This window comes from Micromonospora sp. NPDC049175 (genome assembly GCF_043197345.1).
GTDB lineage: Bacteria > Actinomycetota > Actinomycetes > Mycobacteriales > Micromonosporaceae > Micromonospora.
Map to the genome: position 1 here is coordinate 593,607 of NZ_JBICSY010000005.1, position 22,659 is coordinate 616,265.

The 22,659-nt window shown below is 73.4% G+C and carries 20 protein-coding genes; 9 read left to right on the top strand and 11 right to left on the bottom strand.

Annotated features, from left to right (window positions below; translation table 11 throughout):
• Positions 1-30 precede the first annotated feature (30 nt).
• Genes ACGFH8_RS23095 through ACGFH8_RS23115 form a run of 5 tightly spaced genes read right to left on the bottom strand, consistent with a single transcriptional unit; the run spans position 31 to position 7,703 of the window.
• Positions 31-1,119, bottom strand: coding sequence for a uroporphyrinogen-III synthase (locus tag ACGFH8_RS23095; RefSeq protein WP_393370328.1), 1,089 nt, complete (start codon positions 1,117-1,119; stop codon positions 31-33).
• Positions 1,119-1,466 (bottom strand): nitrite reductase small subunit NirD, encoded by a 348-nt coding sequence (gene nirD, locus ACGFH8_RS23100; protein ID WP_393370331.1) that lies wholly within the window; start codon positions 1,464-1,466, stop codon positions 1,119-1,121. Before nirD ends, ACGFH8_RS23095 begins: the two co-directional genes overlap by 1 nt.
• Entirely contained in the window at positions 1,463-4,000 is a 2,538-nt protein-coding gene (gene nirB, locus ACGFH8_RS23105) for a nitrite reductase large subunit NirB (RefSeq protein WP_393370334.1), read from the bottom strand. Before nirB ends, nirD begins: the two co-directional genes overlap by 4 nt.
• Positions 3,997-5,436, bottom strand: coding sequence for an FAD-dependent oxidoreductase (locus tag ACGFH8_RS23110; RefSeq protein WP_393370337.1), 1,440 nt, complete (start codon positions 5,434-5,436; stop codon positions 3,997-3,999). Before ACGFH8_RS23110 ends, nirB begins: the two co-directional genes overlap by 4 nt.
• Positions 5,433-7,703 (bottom strand): molybdopterin oxidoreductase family protein, encoded by a 2,271-nt coding sequence (locus ACGFH8_RS23115; protein ID WP_393370340.1) that lies wholly within the window; start codon positions 7,701-7,703, stop codon positions 5,433-5,435. Before ACGFH8_RS23115 ends, ACGFH8_RS23110 begins: the two co-directional genes overlap by 4 nt.
• Before the next feature lie 215 nt (positions 7,704-7,918).
• Between ACGFH8_RS23115 and ACGFH8_RS23120 the strand changes: the two genes are divergently transcribed.
• From ACGFH8_RS23120 to glmM, 7 genes are all read left to right on the top strand, one after another.
• Complete coding sequence (locus tag ACGFH8_RS23120; protein WP_393370342.1) at positions 7,919-8,614, top strand: class I SAM-dependent methyltransferase; 696 nt, start codon at positions 7,919-7,921, stop codon at positions 8,612-8,614.
• Between the two features lie 90 nt (positions 8,615-8,704).
• Complete coding sequence (locus ACGFH8_RS23125; RefSeq protein WP_088950199.1) at positions 8,705-8,962, top strand: DUF6364 family protein; 258 nt, start codon at positions 8,705-8,707, stop codon at positions 8,960-8,962.
• Positions 8,952-9,245 (top strand): hypothetical protein, encoded by a 294-nt coding sequence (locus ACGFH8_RS23130; RefSeq protein WP_151488090.1) that lies wholly within the window; start codon positions 8,952-8,954, stop codon positions 9,243-9,245. The genes ACGFH8_RS23125 and ACGFH8_RS23130 overlap by 11 nt, the downstream gene beginning before the upstream one ends.
• Before the next feature lie 142 nt (positions 9,246-9,387).
• The gene (locus ACGFH8_RS23135) at positions 9,388-10,770 is read left to right on the top strand and encodes a nitrate/nitrite transporter (protein ID WP_393370345.1); all 1,383 of its coding nucleotides are present in this window, start codon (positions 9,388-9,390) and stop codon (positions 10,768-10,770) included.
• Positions 10,771-10,979: 209 nt separating this feature from the next.
• Positions 10,980-11,423, top strand: a complete 444-nt coding sequence (gene rplM / locus ACGFH8_RS23140; RefSeq protein WP_053653864.1) for a 50S ribosomal protein L13 — start codon at positions 10,980-10,982, stop codon at positions 11,421-11,423.
• Between the two features lie 20 nt (positions 11,424-11,443).
• Positions 11,444-11,920, top strand: coding sequence for a 30S ribosomal protein S9 (gene rpsI / locus ACGFH8_RS23145; protein ID WP_393370348.1), 477 nt, complete (start codon positions 11,444-11,446; stop codon positions 11,918-11,920).
• A 118-nt stretch (positions 11,921-12,038) separates the two neighbouring features.
• Positions 12,039-13,394, top strand: a complete 1,356-nt coding sequence (gene glmM / locus ACGFH8_RS23150; protein WP_393370351.1) for a phosphoglucosamine mutase — start codon at positions 12,039-12,041, stop codon at positions 13,392-13,394.
• 18 nt (positions 13,395-13,412) lie between these two features.
• Here the strand turns inward: glmM and ACGFH8_RS23155 are convergent, their stop codons facing one another.
• Together ACGFH8_RS23155 and ACGFH8_RS23160 are read right to left on the bottom strand one after the other, a co-directional pair.
• Positions 13,413-14,159, bottom strand: coding sequence for an ABC transporter ATP-binding protein (locus ACGFH8_RS23155; protein ID WP_393370353.1), 747 nt, complete (start codon positions 14,157-14,159; stop codon positions 13,413-13,415).
• 5 nt (positions 14,160-14,164) lie between these two features.
• On the bottom strand, positions 14,165-16,987 hold the full coding sequence (locus ACGFH8_RS23160; RefSeq protein ID WP_393370356.1) for an FtsX-like permease family protein: 2,823 nt from the start codon (positions 16,985-16,987) through the stop codon (positions 14,165-14,167).
• A gap of 75 nt (positions 16,988-17,062) precedes the next feature.
• On the opposite strand from ACGFH8_RS23160, the gene ACGFH8_RS23165 reads away from it, so the two are divergent.
• On the top strand, positions 17,063-17,695 hold the full coding sequence (locus tag ACGFH8_RS23165; RefSeq protein ID WP_393370359.1) for a PadR family transcriptional regulator: 633 nt from the start codon (positions 17,063-17,065) through the stop codon (positions 17,693-17,695).
• On the opposite strand, the gene ACGFH8_RS23170 is transcribed toward ACGFH8_RS23165, so the two are convergent.
• The 4 genes from ACGFH8_RS23170 to ACGFH8_RS23185 all read right to left on the bottom strand — a co-directional run bounded on the left by ACGFH8_RS23170 (position 17,661) and on the right by ACGFH8_RS23185 (position 22,061).
• Positions 17,661-18,854 carry a pyridoxal phosphate-dependent aminotransferase gene (locus ACGFH8_RS23170; protein WP_393370361.1) on the bottom strand — a complete coding sequence of 398 codons (1,194 nt, stop codon included), beginning with the start codon at positions 18,852-18,854 and terminating at the stop codon, positions 17,661-17,663. The genes ACGFH8_RS23165 and ACGFH8_RS23170 overlap by 35 nt on opposite strands.
• Before the next feature lie 46 nt (positions 18,855-18,900).
• Positions 18,901-19,395 (bottom strand): MmpS family transport accessory protein, encoded by a 495-nt coding sequence (locus ACGFH8_RS23175; RefSeq protein ID WP_393370364.1) that lies wholly within the window; start codon positions 19,393-19,395, stop codon positions 18,901-18,903.
• Between the two features lie 780 nt (positions 19,396-20,175).
• Positions 20,176-21,768: an alpha/beta hydrolase gene (locus ACGFH8_RS23180; protein ID WP_393370367.1), complete on the bottom strand. Its 1,593-nt coding sequence runs from the start codon at positions 21,766-21,768 to the stop codon at positions 20,176-20,178.
• Positions 21,765-22,061, bottom strand: coding sequence for a hypothetical protein (locus tag ACGFH8_RS23185; protein ID WP_393370369.1), 297 nt, complete (start codon positions 22,059-22,061; stop codon positions 21,765-21,767). The genes ACGFH8_RS23180 and ACGFH8_RS23185 overlap by 4 nt, the downstream gene beginning before the upstream one ends.
• A gap of 174 nt (positions 22,062-22,235) precedes the next feature.
• Here ACGFH8_RS23185 and ACGFH8_RS23190 point away from each other — a divergent pair, with 174 nt between their 5' ends.
• Complete coding sequence (locus tag ACGFH8_RS23190) at positions 22,236-22,604, top strand: holo-ACP synthase (protein ID WP_393370371.1); 369 nt, start codon at positions 22,236-22,238, stop codon at positions 22,602-22,604.
• The last annotated feature ends 55 nt before the right edge of the window (positions 22,605-22,659 follow it).

Consider the following 22,659-nt stretch of genomic DNA (forward strand, 5'->3'; position numbering starts at 1 on the left):
GGCCGGCGCCCACCGGCCGGCCGTGACGCGTCAGTCGACCCGGAGCCGGTAGCCGCGCTTCACGACTGTCTGCACCACGCGCGGCGCGTGGAGGCCGGCCCGGAGGCGGGCCACCGCCATCTCCACCGCGTGCTCGTCCGCGCCCCGGGGCAGCGTCCGCAGCAACGCCGTGCGGGACAGCACCCGGCCGGGCGACTGGGCGAGCGCCCGCAACACCGCCATCGGGGCGGGGGCGAGCGGCCGCAGCTCGCCGTCGATCACGGCGGCGTGCCCGCGCAACGTGAGCAGGTGCCCGGCGGCCTTGAACGTCACGGTCCGGCGGGGCAACTCGTCGACGATGGTCCGCACCAGCGCGCCCAGCCGGGCCCGGCCCGGCGCGCTCACCGGCACCCCGTACCGCAGCAGCGGCTCGGCGGTCACCGCGCCGACGCAACTGGCCAGGACGTCACCGCGGAACGCGGACAGCACCGCGTCGGTACGGTCCCCGGCCGCGCGCAGCAGGGCCTCCACCGCGGGCGCCGAGGTGAAGGTCACCGCGTCCACCAACCGGCCGGTGATCAGGTCGATCAACCGGTGCAGCGGTGTCGGGTCGGTCGGCGGCGCCCACCGGTAGACCGGCACCTCGATCACCGTGGCGCCGGCCGCCTCCAGCGCGAGCGTGCACTCGGGCTGTCGCTCACCGTGCAACTGCATGGCGATCACCTGCCCGGCCACGCCGCGCCGGCGCAGGTGGTCGACGACCTCGTCGCAGCTCTCCGAGGCCGGCGACCACTGGTCGTGCAGCCCGGCCGCACGAATCGCGCCGCGTGCCTTCGGGCCGCGGGCCACCACGTACGAGCTGGCCAGCACCGAGCGCAGCGGCTCGGCCAGCCCCCACCCCTCGGCCGCCTCCAGCCACCCGCGCATGCCGATGCCGGTGTTGGCCATCAGGATGTCCGGCGGCTGGCTGAGGCAGGCGCGGGTCGCCTCCCGCAGCTCGGTGTCGTCGGACAGCGGCACGATCCGCAACGCCGGGGCGAGCACCACCCGGGCGCCCCGCCGTTCGAGCAGCGCCGCCAACTCGTCGCGCCGCCGGTCGGCGGTCACCCCGATGGTGAAGCCCGCCAGTTCTTCGCGCATCAACCCTCCTGTCGCAGCCGCACCTCGACCAGCCCGTTACGGCAGCGCGCGTCGTGCCGGCCCACGGTCACCCCCGGCAGGTCGAGACACTGCCCGCTGCGCAGGTCGTACACCTGCTTGTGCAGCGGTGAGGCGACCGTCGGCACCCCGCCACGGCTGCCCACGATGCCCCGCGACAGCACGTACGCCCCGGAGACCGGATCGCGGTTGTCGATCGCGAACAGCTCGTCCCCGGTCCGGAAGAGGGCCACCTGCACGCCGTCGACAAGTGCGGCGACGCCCCGGTCCGGCTCCAACCGGTCGAGAAGACAAACGGTGGTCCAGGTCAGCGTGATGGTCTGGGTCATCGCCGTACCTCCGGTAGGCCGAGGGTGACCGGTTGCCGACGGCGACCGTTCGTCGGCTCGGATCCGGTCGGGGGGTTATCGCGTACGGGTACCGGCTGGCCGCGTTCCAGTGCGAAGGTGATCGACGGGTCGGGCACGTCCGGAGCGTTGACGAACGAGGTGTAGCGGCGCAGCCGGTCCGGGTCGTTCAGGACGTCGCGCCACTCGTCGGAGTACGACGACACGTGCCGGGCCATGGCCGCGTCGAGGTCGGCGCAGAGGCCCAGCGCGTCGTCCACGATCACCGAGCGGAGGTGGTCGAGGCCGCCTTCCATCGCCTCGATCCAGCCGGCGGTGCGTTGCAGCCGGTCGGCGGTGCGGATGTAGTAGATCAGGAACCTGTCGATGAGCGTGATCAGCGCTTCCGTGGACAGGTCGGTGGCGAACAGGTCGGCGTGCCGGGGCCGGAAGCCGCCGTTGCCGCCGACGTAGAGATTCCAGCCGGTCTCGGTGGCGATGATGCCGAAGTCCTTGCTGCGGGCCTCGGCGCACTCGCGGGCACAACCGGAGACCGCCGACTTGAGCTTGTGGGGTGCGCGTAGGCCCCGGTAACGCAGCTCCAGCGCCACAGCCAGCCCCACCGAGTCCTGCACCCCGTACCGGCACCAGGTCTCGCCCACGCACGACTTCACGGTCCGCAGCGCCTTGCCGTACGCGTGGCCGGACTCGAAGCCGGCGTCCACCAGCCGCTGCCAGATCTGCGGCAACTGCTCCACCCGCGCCCCGAACAGGTCGATGCGCTGCCCACCGGTGATCTTCGTGTAGAGCCGGAAGTCCCGGGCGACCTCGCCGATCACGATCAGCTTCTCCGGGGTGATCTCACCGCCCGGAATCCGGGGCACCACCGAGTAGCTGCCGTCGCGTTGCAGGTTGGCCAGGAAGTGGTCGTTGGTGTCCTGCAGGGACGCCTGCTCACCGTCGAGCACGTGCCCGCTGCCCAGCGACGCGAGGATCGACGCCACCACCGGCTTGCAGATGTCGCAGCCGCGCCCCCGCCCGTGCTCGGCGATGAGCTGGGAGAAGGTGCGGATGCCGCGTACGCGGACGATCTCGAACAGCTCCCGCCGGCTGACGTCGAAGTGCTCGCAGAGCGCGCGGGACTGCACCACCCCGGCCGCGTCCAGGAGCTGCTTGAGCATCGGCACGCAGGAGCCGCAACTGGTGCCGGCCCTGGTGCACGCCTTCAACGCCGGCACGTCCGCGCAGCCGTCGGCGATGGCGGCGTCCACGTCGCCACGGGTCACCGCGTTGCAGGAGCAGACCTGGGCGGTGGCGGGCAACGCGCCGGCGTCCGCGCCGCCGCCCTCCGGGGCGAGCAGCGCCAGTGGCGCGGCCGGCAGCGGACCGCCGACGCTGGCCCGCAGCGTCGGGTACGCGCTGGCATCGCCGACCAGCACCCCGCCGAGCAGGGTGTGCGCGTCGTCGGAGAGGACCAGCTTCGCGTAGACCCGGGTGGCCGGGTCGGTGAACGTGACGTCCAGGCAACCCGGGGTCGTGCCGTGGGCGTCACCGAACGAGGCCACGTCGACGCCGAGCAGCTTGAGCTTGGTGGCGGTGTCCGCGCCCGGGAAGGTCGCCGCGCCACCGACCAGCCGGTCGGCCACCACCTCGGCCGTCGCGTACCCGGGCGCGACCAGACCGTGGCAGGTGCCGTCGACCGCCGCGCACTCACCTACCGCCCAGATCCGCTCGTCGACGCTGCGGCACGTCTCGTCGACGAGCACCCCGCCGCGCGGACCGATCGGGAGCCCGGCCGTGCGGGCCAGCTCGTCGCGCGGTCGGATGCCGGCGGCCACCACCACCAACTCGGCGTCGACAGCGCTGCCGTCGGAGAGTTCCAGGGCGGCGACCGCGCCGTCCGGGCCGGACCGGATCGCCGTGGTGGCCACCCCGAGATGGGTTCGGACACCCAGGTCGTCGACGTAGCGGCGGAGCATCGCACCGCCCGCCTGGTCCACCTGCACGGGCATCAGCCGGGGCGCGAACTCGACCACGTCGGTGCTCAGGCCGAGCAGCCGCAGGGCGTTCGCCGCCTCCAGGCCGAGCAGACCACCGCCGATCACCGCGCCGACCCGCCGGCCCTGCGCGTACGCCCGGATCGCCGCCAGGTCGTCGAGGGTCCGGTAGACGAACACCCCGGGCAGCTCGGCGCCGGGCACCGGAGGCACGAAGGGGTACGACCCGGTGGCCAGCACCAGCGCGTCGTAGTGGTACTCGCCCACGGCGGTGGTCACCACCTGCCGTTCCCGGTCGAGGGCGGTGACCGGCTCACCGAGGCGCAGCCGCACCCCCTCGTGCGGGGTGTGCACGTTGAGCTCGTCCTCGCTCACCCCGTCGAAGTACGCCGAGAGCCGCACCCGGTCGTACGCCGGACGCCCCTCCTCGGCCAGCACGGTCACCCGCCAGCGCCCGTGCGGGTCGCGGGCGCGCAGCGCGTCGACGAAACGCTGCCCGACCATGCCGTTGCCGATGACGACCAGTTCGCCGCCGTTCATCGCGTCACCTCCACCGATTCCGCTTGGCTCAGCCAGTCGACGATGCCGCCCACCGCGTCGCGGCAACCGCCGCAGCCGGTGCCGGCCCGGGTCGCGGCCACCACCGCGTCGACAGTTCGGGCCCCGGAGCGCCAACTGCGCACCAGCGCGCCCTTGCTCACCGAGTTGCACTGACAGACCGTGACCCCGTCCGGCATCAGTGCCGGTGACGAGGCCGGTGCCGCGGCAGCCGTGCCGAGCGCCCGGCCCAGCAGCAGCGCCCGCCGGTCGGTCGGCACCGGGTGGCCGCGGTCGAAGAGTTGGATCACCGTGCCGACGGCCGGGTTGTCGCCGAGCAGGATCGCGCCGACCAGCCGCTCGTCGCGGATCCGCAACCGGGCGTACGTGCCCCGGCTCGGGTCGGTGAAGGTCAGCTCCTCGCCCGGCCCGCCGCCCACCGGGTCGCCCATCGAGGCCAGGTCGATCCCGGCGGCCTTGAGCCGGGTCACCACCGGCCGGGGCCGGTACCGGGCCAGCGGGTCAGTCCCGGTCAGCACGTCGGCGAGCACCCGGGCCTGGGCCCAGGCGGGTGCGACGAGCCCGGTGAGCACGCCGTCGTGCTCGGCGCAGTCGCCGATCGCCGAGATGGACCGGTCGCTGGTGCGGAGCCGGTCGTCCACCAGGACGCCACGCCCGACGTCCAGCCCGGCCGCCCGCGCGAGGGCGGTGTCCGGGCGCACGCCGCAGGAGAGCACCAGCAGGTCGGCGCGCAGCGTCTGGCCGTCGGCCAGGTCGAGGCGTACGCCCGTGGCGTCCGTGGCCACGCCGATCGCCGGCACCGCCAGTTGGCTGGTGACGCCGAGGCCGGCGAGCGTGCCGGCGAGCACCGCACCCGCCGCGGGGTCGAGCTGTCGTTCCATCAGGTGCCCACGCGGGTGCACCACGGTCGTGGTCAACCCTCGGTTGGCCAGCCCACGGGCGGCCTCCAACCCGAGCAGGCCACCACCGAGCACGAGGGCGCTACGCGCGCCGTCCGCGGCGGCGAGGATCCGCCGACAGTCGTCAAGGGTCCGGAAGGGGACCACCCGCTCCGGCAGGTCGGCCGGGTCGAGGCCGGGCAGTGGCGGCACCACCGCCCGAGCGCCGGTGGCCAGCACCAGGTGGTCGTAGGCGATCCGTTCGCCGTCGGCGGTGCGGACCTCCCGGGCGGACCTGTCGAGCGCTGTCACCGTCACGCCGGTGCGCAGGTCGATGCCGTGCCCGGCGGCCTCGGTCAGCTCCACGTCCGGCTCGTCGACCCGGCCGGCCAACAGGGTGGAGAGCATGATCCGGTTGTACGCCCGGTGCGGTTCCGCCCCGAGCACGGTGACCTTCCGGTCGCCTTCGCGGGCGTGCAGCTCGCCGGCGAGGCGGGCACCCGCCATCCCGTTGCCGATGATGACCACCCGGGCGGTCATGCCTTCTCCACCCGGACCGCGCAGATCTTGAATTCGGGCATCCCGGAGATCGGGTCCACGGCGTCGTTCGTCACCGAGTTGGCCCGCCCGGCCCCGGCGTAGTGGAACGGGGCGAACACCGTGTCCGGTCGGATCCCGGCGCTGAGTCGGGCGGGGGCGCACAACTCACCTCGGCGCGAGGTGACCCGCACCGGGTCGCCGTCGTCGACGCCGAGCCGGGCGGCCAGGTCGGGGTGCAGCTCGACGAACGCCTCACCGGCGGCGCGGCGCAGCGCGGCCACCCGGCGGGTCTGGGTGCCGGACTGGTACTGCGCGAGCACCCGGCCGGTGGTGAAGTGCAGCGGGTACGCGGCGCTGACCTCCTCGGCGGCCGGTCGGTGGTCGACGGGGTGGAACCGGGCTCGGCCGTCCGGGGTGGCGAACCGGTCGGCGAAGAGCCGTGGGGTGTCCGGCCCGTCCTCGGTCGGGCAGGGCCAGTAGACGCCGTCGTCGGCGTCGATCCGGGCCCAGCTGATGCCCGCGTAGTCGGCCGCCCCACCGGCCGAGGCGCGGCGCAGCTCGGCGAACACGGCGGCCGGGTCGGCGGGGAACCGCGCCGCCGCGACGGCACCCGGTAGCGCGATGCCCGGCTCGACGCCCGCGCCGGTGCCGGTCGCGTCGGTCCCGCCCGTGCCGGTGCCGGTCGTGCTGGTGCCGGTCGCGTCGGTGCCGGTCGCCTCGGTGGTGGTCGTGTCGCCCGCGCCGGCGGCGGTCGCCTCGGCGGTCGCCAGCCGGGCCGCGAGGGCCGAGATGATGGCCAGGTCGGTCCGGACGTCCGCCGGGGGTGGGCGGAGCGCGCGCCGACGCAGCACCCGACCCTCCAGGTTGGTCATGGTGCCGTCCTCCTCGGCCCACTGCGCCGTGGGCAGCACCACGTCCGCCAGCGCGGCCGTCTCGGAGAGCAGGAGGTCGGCGACGACAAGCAGGTCGAGGTCGCGCAGCCGGCTCTCGATCCGCGCCGCCCGGGGAGCGGAGATCACCGGGTTCGAGCCGAACACCAGCAACGCGCGGGGGCCGTCAGGTGTGCCGAGCGAGTCGAGTAGCTGGTAGGCCGGCACACCCGGGCCGGGCAGCTCGTCCGCCGGCACCCCCCAGACGCCGGCCACGTGCTCGCGGGCCACCGGGTCGTCGATCCGCCGGTAGCCGGGGAGTTGGTCGGCCTTCTGCCCGTGCTCCCGCCCGCCCTGGCCGTTGCCCTGGCCGGTGAGGCAGCCGTACCCCGAACCGTCGCGGCCGGGCAGACCGAGGGCGAGAGCGAGATTGACGTACGCGCTGACCGTGTCCACGCCCTTGGCGTGCTGCTCGGCGCCACGAGCGGTAAGGATGATCACCCGACCACCGGTGCCCAGCGCGCGGGCGGTCGCCTCCAGGTCGGCCACCGGCACGCCGGAGAGCTGCTCGGCGCGGGCCGGCCACCAGGCGGCGACGCCGCGGCGGACCGCCGCGAACCCGGAGGTGCGGTCGGCCACGTACGCCCGGTCGACCCAACCCTCGGTGAGCGCGATGTGCAGCAGTGCGTTGGCCACCGCGAGGTCGGTGCCGGGCAGTGGTTGCAGGTGCAGGTCGGCCTGGCGGGCGGTGGCGGTGACCCGGGGGTCCACGACGATCAGCTGGCCCCCGTTGCTCCGCTGCTCGGTGAGCCAGCGCACCAGCGGCGGCATGGTCTCCGCCGGGTTCGCTCCGACCAGCAGCAACGTGTCGGCCCGGCCCAGGTCGCTGAGCGGGAACGGCAGCCCTCGGTCGATGCCGAAGGCGCGCATCCCGGCGGCTGCCGCCGAGGACATGCAGAACCGTCCGTTGTAGTCGATGTGTCGGGTGCGGAGCCCGATGCGGGCGAACTTCCCCAGCGCGTACGCCTTCTCGTTTGTCAGCCCGCCGCCGCCGAAGACGGCGACCGCGTCCCGGCCGGCGTCGTCCTGGACGGCGCGGATGCCGTCGACGATCCGATCGAGGGCGACGTCCCAGCTCGCCGGGCGCAGCGCACCGGTGGCGCTGTCCCGCACCAGGGGAGTGGTCAGCCGCTCCGGGTGGTCGAGCAGCTCGGCGGCTGTCCAACCCTTCTGGCAGAGCCCGCCCCGGTTGGTGGGGAACTGGCGGGGGTGGACCGTCACCCCGGTGTCGTCCTCGCGTAGCACCATGCCGCACTGAAGAGCGCAGTACGGGCAGTGCGTCGCCACCTGCCGGAGCGTGCGCCCCGGTCGAGTCGCCGACCATGCACCGTCTGTCATGTCGGCAAAGCGTGCCGCCGGGCAGTTTCCAGTCCGGGTCCCTTCTGTTTCGGTCCTGTCAAGTGGGGCTCACACCGCAGCCGGGCATCGGGACGGCCGGTCACCGTGAGTGGTGGCCCCTGCAGATCTTGGACGGTTTCCGTTCGAGATCCGGGCAGGTCACACGTTGCATATCTATAATATGGGAAAACTGTCTCAAAGTTTGGGAGTGGCGGATGAGCGTGACGGACGTCTTCGACGCGGTGGCCGGCAGCTACGACGAGGCCCGCCGACGGCTGATCCCCTGCTTCGACGCCTTCTACGGCACGGCGGTCGAGGTGGCCGCGCCTCCACTGCGTGCCGCGCTGGCGGCCGGTCGTACCCCCGAGGTGTTGGATCTCGGCGCCGGCACCGGCCTGCTCTCGCTGCTGCTCGCGGCGGCGGTGCCCGGAGTTCGGCTGACCCTCGTCGACGGGGCGCCGGCGATGCTCGCCCGCGCCACCGAGCAGTTGCGCGACCGGGACGTGCCGCACCGGCCGGTGCTGGCCGACCTGTCCGACGAGCTGCCGCCGGGCCGGTACGACGCGGTGGTCAGCGCGCTGGCCATCCACCACCTGGACGACCCCGGCAAGCGGGCGCTCTACCGGCGGGCCGCCGCAGTGCTGGCACCCGGCGGGGTGTTCGTCAACGCCGAGCAGGTCGCCGGGCCGACCCCGGAGCTGGAGCGGCGCTACGACGAGGTGTGGATGCGGCGGATCGCCGAACTGGGCGCGTCCACCGAGGAGATCGCCGGCTCCCGGGGCCGGATGCGTCACGACCTGCCGGCGACAGTGACCGACCAGTGCGGATGGCTCGCCGAGGCCGGCCTGGTCGACGTCGACTGTTACTTCAAGGAGTGGCGCTTCGCGGTGTTCGGTGGCCGGGCCCGGTGACGGTCGCCGGAATGGGCGTTTCGACGCCGGTACGCGAGTCGGTCGGCGCGGGGATGACTGGTGGTCATACCGCTGGGTAGTCTCAGCGGCATGACTGCCAAGGTGACTCTGTCGTTTACCGACGAGACGATCGAGGAGGCGCGGCGGTTCGCCAAGCGCGAGGGGCTGTCGCTCTCCGCGTGGATGGACCAGGCCGCCCGCGAGAAGGCGCTGCGCGAGGTCTTCACCGCGCACGCCGCCGCCGTGGGCCGCGCCGGCCTGGACCTGGAGTCCGCGGCTCTCGCCGACGCCCGCGAGGTGGGCATGGTCAACGACCTGCTCTCCGGCGGACGACCGCGTGCTGCGTAGGGGAGAGGTCTGGCGCATCGAGGGCGCCCGGGAACGCCTCGGTCTCGTGATCAGCTCGGACGTCTACAACTCCACAGACGTGCCCATCGTGATCGTGGTCGAGGTGGTCGAGGAGTCACTGCTGCGCGACTCGCCGCTCGCCGTCTCGATGGGCCGGTACGTGGTGATGCCCGACCGCATCTCCTCGCCGATGAAGAAGTGGTTCACCGACTGCGTGGACGTCGCCGACACCGACACCATGCTCCGGGTCGGCCGCGCGCTGCGCATCCTCCAACAGCTCTGACCACGCACCGGACGGCACGTGCTCACCATCGCCACCGGCCCGTCGTGCGGTAGGCGTATCCGGGCCGACCCAGGACGGGCACTGCCAGGTAATCAGGCGTTCCTAGCGTTTCTCCTCGTCACATCGACGAGAAGGAGCCGCCGTGAGCACGCTCACCAGCACCGCAGTCACCGCCGCGCCGCCGGCCGCCACCGCGCGTGGGCGCCGGCTCGACGACTGGCGTCCCGAGGACCCGGAGTTCTGGGAGGCGACGGGCGCGCCGATCGCCAGGCGCAACCTCTGGGTCTCGATCTTCGCTGAGCACGTCGGCTTCTCGGTGTGGAGCCTCTGGTCGGTGACCGTGCTCTTCCTCGGCCCCGCGTACGGCATCGACCCGGCCGGGAAGTTCCTGCTCACCGCCGTGCCGGCGGCGCTGGGGGCGGTGTTGCGGCTGCCGTACACGCTGGCGGTGGCCCGTTTCGGGGGGCGGCGCTGGACGACCATCAGCGCCCTGCTGCTGCTGGTGCCCACGGTGCCGATGACCGTGCTGCTGGAGCCCGGGGTGTCCTACTCCACACTCATGGTGCTCGCCTGCCTCACCGGTGTCGGTGGCGGCAACTTCGCCTCCTCGATGGCCAACATCAACCTGTTCTACCCGTCTCGGCTCAAGGGGCGGGCCCTCGGGCTCAACGCCGGTGGCGGCAATCTCGGCGTACCCGCGGTGCAGTTGGTCGGGCTGGCGGTCCTCGCCACCGCCGGTGCCGCGTACCCCCGGTTGGTCCCGGCGGTCTACCTGCCGCTGATCGTGCTGGCCGCGCTGGCCGCGGCCCGGTGGTTGGACACCGTGCCCGGGGCGCGCAACGAGCCGGGCGCGCTGCGCGAGGCGGCCCGCGACCCGCACACCTGGGTCATGTCGCTGCTCTACATCGGCACCTTCGGGTCGTTCATCGGCTTCGGGTTCGCCTTCGGGCAGGTGCTCCAGCTCCAGTTCGCCGAGCGGTTCCCCACCCCTGTCGACGCCGCCTGGTTGACCTTCCTCGGCCCGCTCGTCGGTTCGCTGATCCGGCCGCTGGGCGGGCACCTCGCCGACCGGCTGGGTGGCTCCCGGGTGACCTTCTGGAACTTCGTCGCGATGGCGGCCGGCGCGGGCATCGTGCTGTACGCGGCCCGGGAGCGCTCCTTCGGGCTCTACCTGGCCGGGTTCATCGCCCTCTTCGTGTTCTCCGGCATCGGCAACGGCTCCACGTACAAGATGATCCCGGCGATCTTCCGGGCCCGGGCGGCGGACGCGGTGGCCGCCGGGCGCCGCGATCCGGAGGCCGCCGCCCGCTGGGCACGGCGGATGACCGGCGCGTTGATCGGGATCGCCGGTGCGATCGGCGCCTCCGGTGGGGTGCTCGTCAACGTCGCGTTCCGGCAGTCGTTCCTCGGCTCCGGCAACGCCGACGCCGCCTACCTGGCCTTCATCGGCTGGTACGCGCTCTGCTTCGTGGTCACCTGGGTCGTCTACCGTCGTCCGGGCGTCGATCGGCTCGCCGGCGTGTGAGCTGAGCCACCCTCGGCGGGTCGCGGCGCGGAACGGCACCCCCGTTTTGACCTGCGGACACCGCGCCGGGTATCGTTGCCTGCTGTTGTACGACATCCAGAGGCGTGCCCTATCAGGTACGCTTGGTCGTTCGTGCGCGCTGGTCCGGCCTGCAAGATCTGGTCACCTCGGCGCGCGACCCCAGACCGACGACGAGACAAGGTAGACCTGTGCGTACGTACAGCCCGAAGCCGGGTGAGATCGAGCGTCAGTGGCACGTCATCGACGCCTCTGATGTCGTGCTGGGCCGCCTGGCCACCCACGCCGCCACGTTGCTGCGTGGTAAGCACAAGCCGACTTTCGCGCCGCACGTCGACACGGGCGACTTCGTCGTCATCGTGAACGCGGGCAAGGTTGCGTTGACCGGCAACAAGCGCCAGACCAAGGTTGCTTACCGCCACTCCGGTTACCCGGGTGGTCTGAAGCAGATCGGCTACGACGAGCTGCTGACCAAGCGCCCCGAGCGGGCCATCGAGCTGGCTGTGAAGGGGATGCTCCCGCACAACAAGCTCGGCCGTCAGCTGATCAAGAAGCTGAAGGTGTACGCCGGTGCCGAGCACCCGCACCTCGCGCAGCAGCCGGTGCCGTTCGAGATCAAGCAGATCGCGCAGTGAGCGCGGGCGAAGGAAGCAGCATGACCGACATCACCACCGAGACCGAGGTCGCCCCGGAAGCTCCCGAGGCCACCGAGGCGCCGGCGCCCGTCGCCCGCGCGCCTCGTGGTGACCGGCCGATCCAGACCGTGGGCCGCCGCAAGGAGGCCATCGTCCGGGTCCGTATCGTCCCGGGCACCGGCAAGATCACCTGCAACGGCCAGGACCTCGAGGCGTACTTCCCGAGCAAGGTGCACCAGCAGCTCATCAAGGACCCGCTGGTCACCGCCGAGAAGACCGAGCAGTTCGACGTCATCGCCAACCTGCGTGGCGGTGGCACCACCGGCCAGGCCGGTGCGCTCCGGCTGGGCATCGCCCGGGCGCTGATCATCAACGAGCCCGACGACCGCCCGGCCCTGAAGAAGGCCGGCTTCCTCACCCGGGACGCCCGGGTCAAGGAGAGCAAGAAGTACGGCCTCAAGAAGGCCCGTAAGGCTCCCCAGTACTCGAAGCGCTGATCTTTTCCAGCGCGTTGTACTTCTGACGGACGGCCGGTTCGCCTCTCCCCGACTCGGGAGAGGCGACCGGCCGTTCCGCTTTCTGCACTTCGGCAACGCACCACGGAGGTTGGCGGGTATGGGTCGGTTGTTCGGCACGGACGGCGTACGCGGGCGGGCAAACGCGGATCTCACCCCGGAGTTGGCGCTGGCGCTCGCGGTGGCCGCCGCGCACACGCTCGCCGAGACGGACCGCAGCCACCCGCCGCTGGCCGTCGTCGGCCGGGACACCCGGGCCAGTGGCGAGATGCTGGAGGCCGCGGTGGTCGCCGGCCTGACCAGCGCCGGCGCCAACGTGGTGCGGGTCGGCGTCCTGCCCACCCCCGCGGTGGCGTTCCTCACCGCCGAGGCCAAGGCCGACCTCGGCGTGGTGCTCTCCGCGTCGCACAACCCGATGCCCGACAACGGCATCAAGCTCTTCGCCGCCGGCGGGCACAAGTTGCCCGACGAGATCGAGATGCGGATCGAGGCCGCCGTGGAGGCCAACGCCACCACCGCCTGGGACCGGCCGACAGGTGCCGGCATCGGCCGGGTCCACGACCTGCTCGACGGTGCCGACCACTACGTCCAACACCTGGTCGGAGCCGTGCCGCACCGGCTGGACGGGATCAAGGTCGTCGTCGACTGCGCCAACGGCGCCGCCGCCGAGGTCGCCCCGGTCGCCTACCGGGAGGCCGGCGCGGAGGTCGTCGCGATCCACGCCGAGCCGAACGGCCTGAACATCAACGACGAGTGCGGCTCCAACCACATCGAGGCGCTGCGCGAGGCGGTCGTCGAGCACGGGGCCCACCTGGGCATCGCCCACGACGGCGACGCCGACCGGATCGTGGCGGTCAGCGCCGACGGCGAGGAGGTCGATGGCGACCAGGTGATGGCGATCCTCGCGCTGGCCATGCGGGACGCCGGCACGCTCACCCAGGACACCCTGGTCGCGACCGTGATGAGCAACCTCGGCCTGCGGCTGGCCATGTCCGCGCAGGGCATCCGGCTGATCGAGACAAAGGTCGGCGACCGGTACGTCCTGGAGGCCCTGCGCGCGTCCGGGCTGGCGCTCGGCGGTGAGCAGAGCGGTCACATCGTCATGCCCGCGCACGCCACCACCGGCGACGGGGTGCTCACCGGCCTGCACCTGATGGCCCGGATGGCCGCCACCGGCCAGTCCCTCGCCGAACTGGCCTCGGTGGTCACCAAACTGCCCCAGGTGCTGATCAACGTGCCGGTCGGCGACCGGACCGTCGGCGCCGCCGCACCGGCCGTCCGTGCCGAGGTCGAGCGGGCCGAGGCCGAGCTGGGCGAGACCGGGCGGGTGCTGCTGCGCCCGTCGGGCACCGAGCCGCTGGTCCGGGTGATGGTCGAGGCCGCCACCGAGCAGACCGCCCGCGAGGTCGCCGAGCGCATCGCCGAACTGGTCCGCACCGCCAGCCCCGTCGCCTGAGACCGCCCCTGGGCGGCTTCACAACCGCAGTTGGGCCGCTCGCTCGTACGTGTCGGCGGGGTCCTCGCCGTCGGTGAGGTCGAGGTCCTCGACCACCCGGCCGTCGGCGAGCCGGACCAGCCGGTCGCAGCGGGCGGCGATGGCCTGTTCGTGGGTGGCCAGCAGGATGGTCATGCCGTGCCGGTCCCGAAGGTCGAGCAGCAGGTCCAGGATCTGCCCGCCGGTGGTGGAGTCGAGGTTGCCGGTGGGCTCGTCGGCCAGCAGCAGGCCCGGTGCGCCCATCAGCGCGCGGGCGATGGCGACCCGCTGCTGCTGGCCACCGGAGAGCTGCGCCGGCAGGGCCCGCTCCCGCCCGGCCAGGCCGACCGCGTCGAGTAACTCCCGGGCTCGGGACGCGTGGTCGGCCCGGCCCCGGCGGGGGAGGACCGGCGCGATCACGTTGTCCAGCACGGTGAGCGCGGGCAACAGGTGATAACGCTGGAACACGAACCCGACGCCCTGCCGGAAGCGGGCCAGCGCGGCACGGCGCAGGCCACTGACGACCACGCCGTCGACGGTGACGGTGCCCTCGTCGGGCTGCTCGATCGCGCCGATCAGGTGCAGCAGCGTCGACTTCCCCGACCCGCTCGGCCCGGTAAGCGCCACCACCGAACCGGCCGGGATGGTCAGGGACACCTCGTCGACCGCCGTCAACCGGTCCGCGCCGGTGCCGAATCGTCGTACCAGGTGGTCGACCGAGACCGCGCTGCTGATCTGCTCGCTCATGACTGCTACTCCTCTGCCAGAAGTCGGGCGGGCCGTAGGCGTGGCAACAGGGCGGCCGGCACCAGGGCGGCCACAGCACTGACCAGCGCGCCTGCCAACGCCGCCAGCGCGGCCACCAGGACCAGCGCGCCGGGCAGTTCGCCGATCAACCAACCCGCGCTGACCAGGCCGACCGTCGCTCCGGTCGTCGCACCCACGATCCCCAGCGCCAGCCCTTCGTAGCCGACCAGCCGGCCCAGCTCGGTGTCGGTCCAGCCGATCGCCCGCAGGGTGGCCAACTCGGCGGCTCGGTCACGGATGTTCAGGTAGAGCACGTCCGCGACCGCAGCGGCACCGAGCAGCACCGTGGCGGCAGCGGCCACGGTGTCCGCGCCGCGCACGCTGAGCGACACCACGTCACCGAGCAGACTGCCGACGAGCGCGCCCCGAAAGGCCCACGCGGCGGCGGCGACCAGCGTCAGCGCGGCCACCCCGATCGCCAGCGCACCGGCGCCAAGGAACGTGCGACCGGGCGTCCGGGCAAGGTTGACCAGGGCCAGCCCGAACAGGGTGCGTGGTCGGCGTACCCAGCGGGCGGGAGCCACCATCGGGCGGAGGGCGGCGGCCGGGTGGGCACGCGCCGCCCGCAGCGCCGGCACCAGGCCCGCGGCGAGCGCGAGCAACAGGGCGATGGGTACGGCCAGGGCGGCTCGCCGCCAGTCGAGGTCGATGCCGAGCGCGATCCCGAGCGGCACCGCGAGGGCCAACGAGAGCACACCGGCGATGAGCCCGAGCAGGGCGACCTCGCCCAGGATCAGCGCCGCGATCCGACGGACCGGCCAGCCGAGACAGGAGAGCACCGCCAACTCGGAGCGCCGGTCGCGGACCGCGGCGCTGACCGCGTTGCCGAGGAACAGCACGCAGACCACCAGCACCAGCACGAAGAGCACCACGCTCTTACGGTCCACCGCCCGTGTGATGACCGATGCCACGCCGAGCGCCGACCAGTTCTCGGTCAGCCGCAGCGTCGGCCGTCCGAACGAGCCGGCGGGCAGCTCGACGGTCTGCGGTGCGGCCGACGAGCCGAGGGTGATGTCGACGTCCAGCCCGGTGCGCGCGGCGATCTGTTGGGCGACCAGCCGGACCCGCTCGGCGGACTGCTCGTTGTAGCCGCCCACGTCCGCCACCCGTACCCGGATCGCGCTGATCGGGGCCGTCGCCTGTGGCCCGCCACCTTCCAAGAGTTTCGGCAGGCTGCCGAGGTTGGTGAGCAGCAGCGGCGGGGCGGAGAGGTAGCCGGCGGGGTTGCCGCTCGGTGCCAGTGGCTGGCCGCCCAGGGCTGCTCGGCTGCGGTCGTCGGCACCCTGCGCCAGCGGTGCCTGGTAGGTCTCCAACGGCACCTGGCCGAGGTCGCTGAACCCGGTCAGCCTGCCCGGATCGAAGACACCGGTGGCCTGCCAGAAGCGATTGGCGGCGTTCACGCCGGTGGGTAGCGGCAGCGCCCGTACCGATCGCGAACCACTGTCGTCGGTGAGCCACGGTCGGGGCAGTGGGTTGAACGTTTCCTTGTCGCCGTACACCTTGGGGTTGACCGGCGGCTGCGGGCGGGCGCGGAGGCTGCCGTCGGGCAGGCGGTCGTACTGCACTTCGGCGGACTGCACGACGGTCTGCAGTTGACCGCCACAGCACCCGGCGGGGGAGAGCTTCTCGGTCAGCATCGCCTGGTGCCCAGCGGTGAGGTCGTACCGGCCGGACCCGGCCGGCGTTCCGCCAGGGCGGCTCAACGTCTTCTCCAGGTCGATCGCCTCCACGCCGGCGGGACTGATCGCTCGCCGCGTGAATGTGGCTGACAGCGACTCGTCGATGAAGGGGCGGTTGGTGACGAGGACCGGCACCGACACGTTGTCCGCGGTGCCGCGCCGTTCGACGGTGACCGTGTCGTCCGGGCGGAGGGCCCGGCCGGTGATGACGGCACCGTTGAGGCCGACGAGTTGTTCCTCGGCCGCCGGGTCCACCGCCGCCAGGAGGAACGGCACGGTCAGGTCGTACGCCATCACCAGGTGGTCGGCGGGTGCCGAGGTGCCGTCCCGATCGGTCGCCAACACGTGGGGCGGGCCTTGGAACCGGCCGTCGGGCAGCAGTTGCACCGCGTCCAGGGACCAGCCATCGCGCTCGGAGTAGGTGCCGGGGTTTCCGAGCAGGGCGAATTGCGGATCGCAGACGAGAAGGCTCCGCCCGTCCGGCTGCACCTCCCGGACAGCGGGCCCACAGGTGTCCGACCAGGGGTACGACCGTCCATCGGAGTACGGGGTGGCATCGCTGTCGAACTCCCCGTCGATCCGGGGGTAGATCAGCGGCTTCTTGGTCACGTACACGTACCGGGGCTTGCCCGGCGCGCTGGAGAGACCCCGTTCGGCGTGGAAGGTCGGGTCGACCCGGATCACCTGGCTGTCCAGCGAGCGGTCGACGGCGTCGGTGAGGTCGAGCGGTGTCGGTAGCGAGGTGGTCGAGTAGCCGAGCATCGCGATCGGGGCCGCCACCTCGATGCCGGGGACCGACTTCACCTGCTCGTACTGCTGGCTCGTGATGCCGCCGAAGAGCCCGGAGAGATAGTTGGGGCGGACCAGGCCGCGTTCGGCTTCCAGCGGCGTGCGGGTCCCGTCCGGGCGGACCAGGATTTCGTAGGCGACCTGGGTGTTGCGCTCGACGGTGCCGATGACGTCCAGGTGGGAGGTGGTGGTGGCGCCGGTCAGAACGACGAAGCCGGTGGTTGCCACCAGCACGCCCACCAGCAGCGCCACCGACCGCCCCGCACGGCCGCGCAGTTGTCGCCAGATGAAGCCGAACATGTCGCGCCTCCCCGTGTGCTGTCCCCCACTCTGCGCGATACATTGTGACAATGCAAGGATCGAACCGGAGGTGACATGGCGATCCAGCACGCCGTCCTCGCCCTGCTCGCTGGTGGCCCCAGCCACGGCTACCAGCTGAAGGGCGCTTTCGAGGCCGCCGTCGGCCCGCAGTGGGGCCCGCTCAACATCGGCCACCTCTATCAGATTCTCGACCGGCTCTCCCGAGACGAGTTGGTCGTCGCCGAACGACAACCACAGCCGATCAAGCCGGACCGGGTGGTCTACGAGATCACCCCGGACGGCCGCGCCGAGCTGGCCCGGTGGTTGGCCGAGCCGAGCCCACGCAGCGGCGGATTCCGGGACGACTTCTTCCTCAAGGTCACGGCCGCCGCTCGGTCCGGCTCGACGGCCACCGTGCGCGCGGTGCTCAGCAACCAGCGTGGGCACCTGCTGCGCGAGCTGCGCAATGTGGACGGTCTTCGCCGCGCTGCCGACGACCCGGTGGTCGGGCTGCTGCTCACCGCGGCCAGCCGGCACGTGACGGCGGACCTGTCGTTCGTGGACGATGCCGAGGCGGTACTGCTCGGTGACGGGGGTCGACTGCTCGCCGGGCTCGCGGCATCGACGGTGGATCAGTCGCCGGACGAGGCAGGGTCGACCGGCTCCCCGCCGGTCAGTGGCTCGGGCGCAGGGCGCGCAGTCGGGTGACCGCCTCGGTCAACACCTCGGGCCGCTTGCAGAAGGCGAACCGGACCAGCCGCCGGCCCGCCTCGACGTCGTCGTAGAAGACCTGCGTCGGCACCGCCACCACGCCGCACCGCTCCGGCAGTGAGCGGCAGAACTCCACCCCGTCGGAGCCGCCGAGGGCGGTGATGTCGGCGGTGACGAAGTAGGTCCCCTCCGAGTCGAGCACCTCGAACCCGGCGGTGGTGAGACCGTCGACGAGCTGGTCACGCCGCTGTTGGAGGCTGTCCCGGAAGCCGGTGTAGTAGTCGTCCGGCAGCGCCAGCGCCACGGCGACCGCCGGTTGCAGCGGGGCCGCGTTGACGTAGGTGAGGAACTGCTTCACCCGCAGCACCGCGGAGACCAGGGCCGCCGGGCCACTCGCCCAGCCGATCTTCCAACCCGTGCAGGAGAACGTCTTGCCCGCCGACGAGATGCGCAGCGTCCGCTCCCACATCCCGGGCAGGGTGGCCAGCGGCACGTGTGGGTGCGCCGCGTCGGTGAAGACCAGGTGCTCGTACACCTCGTCGGTGACCGCGTACGTGTCGTGCTCCTGGCACAGCTCGGCGATCAGTGCCAGCTCGGCCGGGGTGAAGACCTTGCCGGTCGGGTTGTGCGGCGAGTTGAGCAGGAGCAGCCGGGTCCGCGGGCCGAACGCCGCGCGGAGCGCCGCCGGGTCGAAGGAGTACCGGCCGTCGGCCGCCGGGCGCAGGGTCACCGGCCGCCGGACCGCGCCGGCCAACGCGATCGAGGCGGCGTACGAGTCGTAGTACGGCTCGAAGCAGACCACCTCGTCACCCGGTTCGCAGAGGGCGAGGATGCTGGCCGCGACCGCCTCCGTCGCGCCAGCGGTGATCACGATCTCGCCGTCCGGGTCGTACGACAGGTCGTGGAACCGCAGTTGATGGGCCGCGACCGCCGCGCGCAGGGCGGGAATCCCCGGGCCGGGCGGGTACTGGTTCTGCCCGCCGCGCAGCGCCTCGACGGCGGCGGCCAGCATCTCCGGGGGGCCGTCGGTGTCGGGGAAGCCCTGGCCGAGGTTTACCGCGCCGGTCCGCACGGCGAGGGCGGACATCTCGGCGAAGATCGTCGTGCCGAACGGCCGCATCCGGGCCACCAGCGGGTCGACATCGGTGCTCGTCACCTGCGCCAGCCTAGGCCCTACGGGTGCTGCCGGCCGAACCCCAGCCTCAGGCGGGTGCGCAACTGGTGGCCGCGTATCCCCGAGCCCGGTCGACGGCCGGCTTGCCGGCGCCGGTGACCGTGACGGTGCAGTCGAGGGGCTTCCCGCCCTCGTCGTCGGCCCATCTGGCCTCCACCAGAATCCGGCTCTTGCCGTTGGTCCGGATGGTGGTGCGCCAGGGCAGTTTCTGGCCGTCGACGTGGATGAGGTCACTCTCGGCGTCGAAGTACGCGAGGTCCGCCGTGCCCTCCCCGGTCACCTCGTAGACCACCGTCACCGGGGCCGGCCCCGACGTGGGGCGGGTGATCGGCTGTTTGGTGGGGGTGGGTCGCTCCGGGGTGAGTGGCCCGGCGCTCGGTGGGGTCCAGTCGTCGTCGGTGACCCACGGCTCCTCGGCGATCGGGTCCGGGCCGGTCTCCCCGAGCCACAGACCACTCGCGCAGAGGCAGCCGCACATGGTCAGGACCAACACCACGAAGACCGCGACGACGATCCCGACCACCCGTCCACCGCTGGAGGCCGGCTTGCCGGGGAACTGTGGATAGCCGGGGTAGGCGTACGGCGGCGGGTACCCCGGCGGCGGCCAGCCGGCGCCGGACGGCGGATACCCGGGCGGCGGCCAGCCCGCGGGTGTCGGCTGTCCGTCCGGTGTGGGCCAGCCCGCTGTCGGTGGCTGCCCGTCCGGTGTGGGCCAGCCTGCGGGCGTGGGCCAGCCCGCCGGCGGCGGCGATCCGGTCGACGGCGGGCCTGAGGCGTCGGCCGGGGTCGGCGACCAGGTGGATGGCGGGGCTTCGGGGGTCCAGGGCGCCGCGGGCGGCTGGGGCGTCCACTGGGTGGCGGGCGGGGCCGGCGGAGAGGGCGACCACGGCGACGGTGCCCATGGCGACGGTGTCCATGGGGTTGGCGGCGCCCACGGCTGGGCCGGGGCCAGCGGGTCGAGAGTCGGGTACGGGGTCGAGGAGGGCGACGCCGTCGGATCGGGCGGGGGCGCGGAGGAGGCCGGCTCCGGTGCGGGTGAGGGCGACGGGTCGGGCGGGGGCGCGTCGGTCATGGCTGCTCCGGGCGGGGTGGGCAGGGGACGAACGGGCCGTGGGCGGGAGCGCCAAACCCGCCGAGAGACTTTCGCACCCGTTGGCGTGCCGCAACCCCGCCGTCCGGAGCGAGCCGCCCGCGATGCTCGTCCCGTTGCGCCCGCCGGGCCCCGATCGTTCGCCGCCGCTCGTGGGCACGACGTGGACCAGCCTCGTGACCTGGCCACGTCGGTCACCGTCGAGTGGGCCCCTCAACGCCCCAGCACGACCCGGGCCATCCCGTCCACGGCGGGATTGCCCGGGTCCCAGTAACCGGTGTGCCCGCCTCGCCCACTGCCGAAGACCCGACCGCCGAACCCCGGGTCCGACGGGTCGTGACCGAACCACAGCTCGTGCCCGGTCCGGTCGGGCCAACCCAGCGCGGCGGCCAGCGGAGCCGAGCCGAGCAGGGCGCGCCGGCCGAACTCGTCCAGTGGGCGGGCTGCCCGGATCACGTCGTCCGGGGCACGGCTGGCCCAGACCTCCCCGGGTGGCACGCCCAGCTCGGCGGCGTGCGACGCGCCGACCCCGGGCGAGCCGACGAAGACCAGCGCGTCGGCGGCCAGCCCGTGCTCCCGGGCGGCCGTCCCCACCACCAACGACCCGTAGCTGTGCCCGAGCACCGTCTGCCGGGCCGGCGGCCCCTCGTGGCTGGCCCGCAGCCCCTCCTGGAAACGGTGCAGCGCCGGGCCGGCGTCGCGGGCCAGGCCCGCCGAGGCCGCGTCGGTCACGAAATCCGGGGCGTCGTAGTCCAACCAGAGCACCGCCGCGCTGCGTTCGGCCGGGGCGAGCGTGACGCACCGGTCCAGCACCCGGGCTGCCCTGCCCAGCTCACCGGGGGCGTCGTCCAGCCCGGAACCCATCCCCGGCACGTAGGTGAGGATCCGATCGGCGTGGTCCGGGTCGCCGAGCGCCACCACCGCCCGGCCCTCACCGGCCGCGTCCAGCCCGAGCAGGTACGCCCGCGGCTCCCCGCCCGCCGCCAGCCGCCCGGCCAACGCGTCCAGGCCGGACAACCGCCCGGCCAACCCGTGCAGGCGGAGCGACCTGAGCGACCCCGGCGGCACCCGGGCCAGCAACCGCCGCCGCTCAGCCAGCAACTCCGCGCGCCAGACCCCGAGCCGCAGCCGGTTGGCCTGGTCCCGGGCGGCCACCGGCACCCCGTCCAACCGGCCGACAAGGGCACCCTCGTGCCCGATCAGCCACCGGCGCTGCGCCGACGTCAACCCGGACCACCAGGCGCGGACGAGCGTCGGCGCGGCATCGGCCGCCGGCCGACCCGGGGGTGGCGGCGACGCCCAACCCGAACCGGCGGCCCGGGTCAGCTCGTCCAGGCGGTCCGCGGCGACCCGATCTGCCGCCCCGGCCCCGTCGAGCGCGTCGCGCAGGGCCGCCGTCACCCGAGCCGCCGCCACGCCGGCCCGTTCGGTGGGCCGGAGCCGGGCGGGGTCGACGTGCACCAGGCCCGCGCGATCCACCACCAGCCCGGAAGCGTCCGCCTGGGCGACCGCCTCCGCGAGCCGGGCCTTCGCGACAGTCAGTCGCCCCGCCAACTCGGCCAGCACCTGGTCGACCTCGATCAGCGCGGGGGTGATCGAGGCCAGCTCGGCACCGAGACCGGCGAGCCGGGCGTCCGCTGCGGTGGACGCCGCACCGGACCAACCGCCGCGCAGGCGCGCCCCGGCCGCCCCCAACTCGCCGACCCGTGCCTCGACCGGCCCGGTCAGCCCGGCCCAGGCCACCCCGGCGGACCGCCAGCCGCCCGGGTCTGCCGCCCAGAGCTGCCGGTAGCCGACACCGCTCACCGGGGCAGCGCGGCGAACCGGCCGGCGGCCCGGTCGTCCGCCGTCTCGTACGCCTCGGCCGCCGCCCGGATCCCACCGGAGGTCGCCGCGACCTGGGCGCCCAGCCGGCAGAACCAGGCGTGCCCGGCCGCCTCCAGCCCGGTCAGAGCCGCGCCGGCACGCCACTCGGGTGCGACCACCAGCAGCCCGGGCACCCTCGCGAGGCCCCACGCCAGCCCGTACGCCTCGTCGTCGAGGGAGCCGGCGACCGCCCGCAACTCCTCCGGCCGGACGGCGAACAGCTCATCGGTCATGACCACACCCCCGTGGACGATCGGCATCGACGCGCTGACGCTAGGCGGGCGCGGCGGGCACCGGAATGCCCTGTGGACAGCGGGCGGTGGGCCGTACCCCGGCTTGTCCACAGGCGTTGCCCACCGCGGGCCGGACGGCTAATCTCCGGCCCCGGCCGCCGGTAGGGTGTGGTGGTGATCGTCGCTGTCGGCATCGACGTGGTCCTGGTCGACCGGTTCGCCCGGGCACTGGCACGGACGCCGCTGCTCGCCGACCGACTCTTCACCACCGCCGAGCGGCACACCCGCTCCGGCAACCCGCGCCCCACCGAGTCGCTCGCCGCCCGGTTCGCCGCCAAGGAGGCCGTGGCCAAGGCGCTCGGCGCCCCGGCCGGGCTGAGCTGGCACGACTGCGAGATCAGGGCCGACCCGGACGGCCGTCCGTGGCTGGCGGTCGCCGGCACCGTCGCGGCGGCGGCCGAGGCGCGCGGGGTCAACCACTGGCATCTCTCGTTGTCGCACGACGGGGGGATCGCGTCGGCCATGGTGGTCGCGGAACGGTGACGTCGACCGGGCGGGCCGGCCGGGTCCGCAGGCGAACGGATGGGGAGACGGTGGC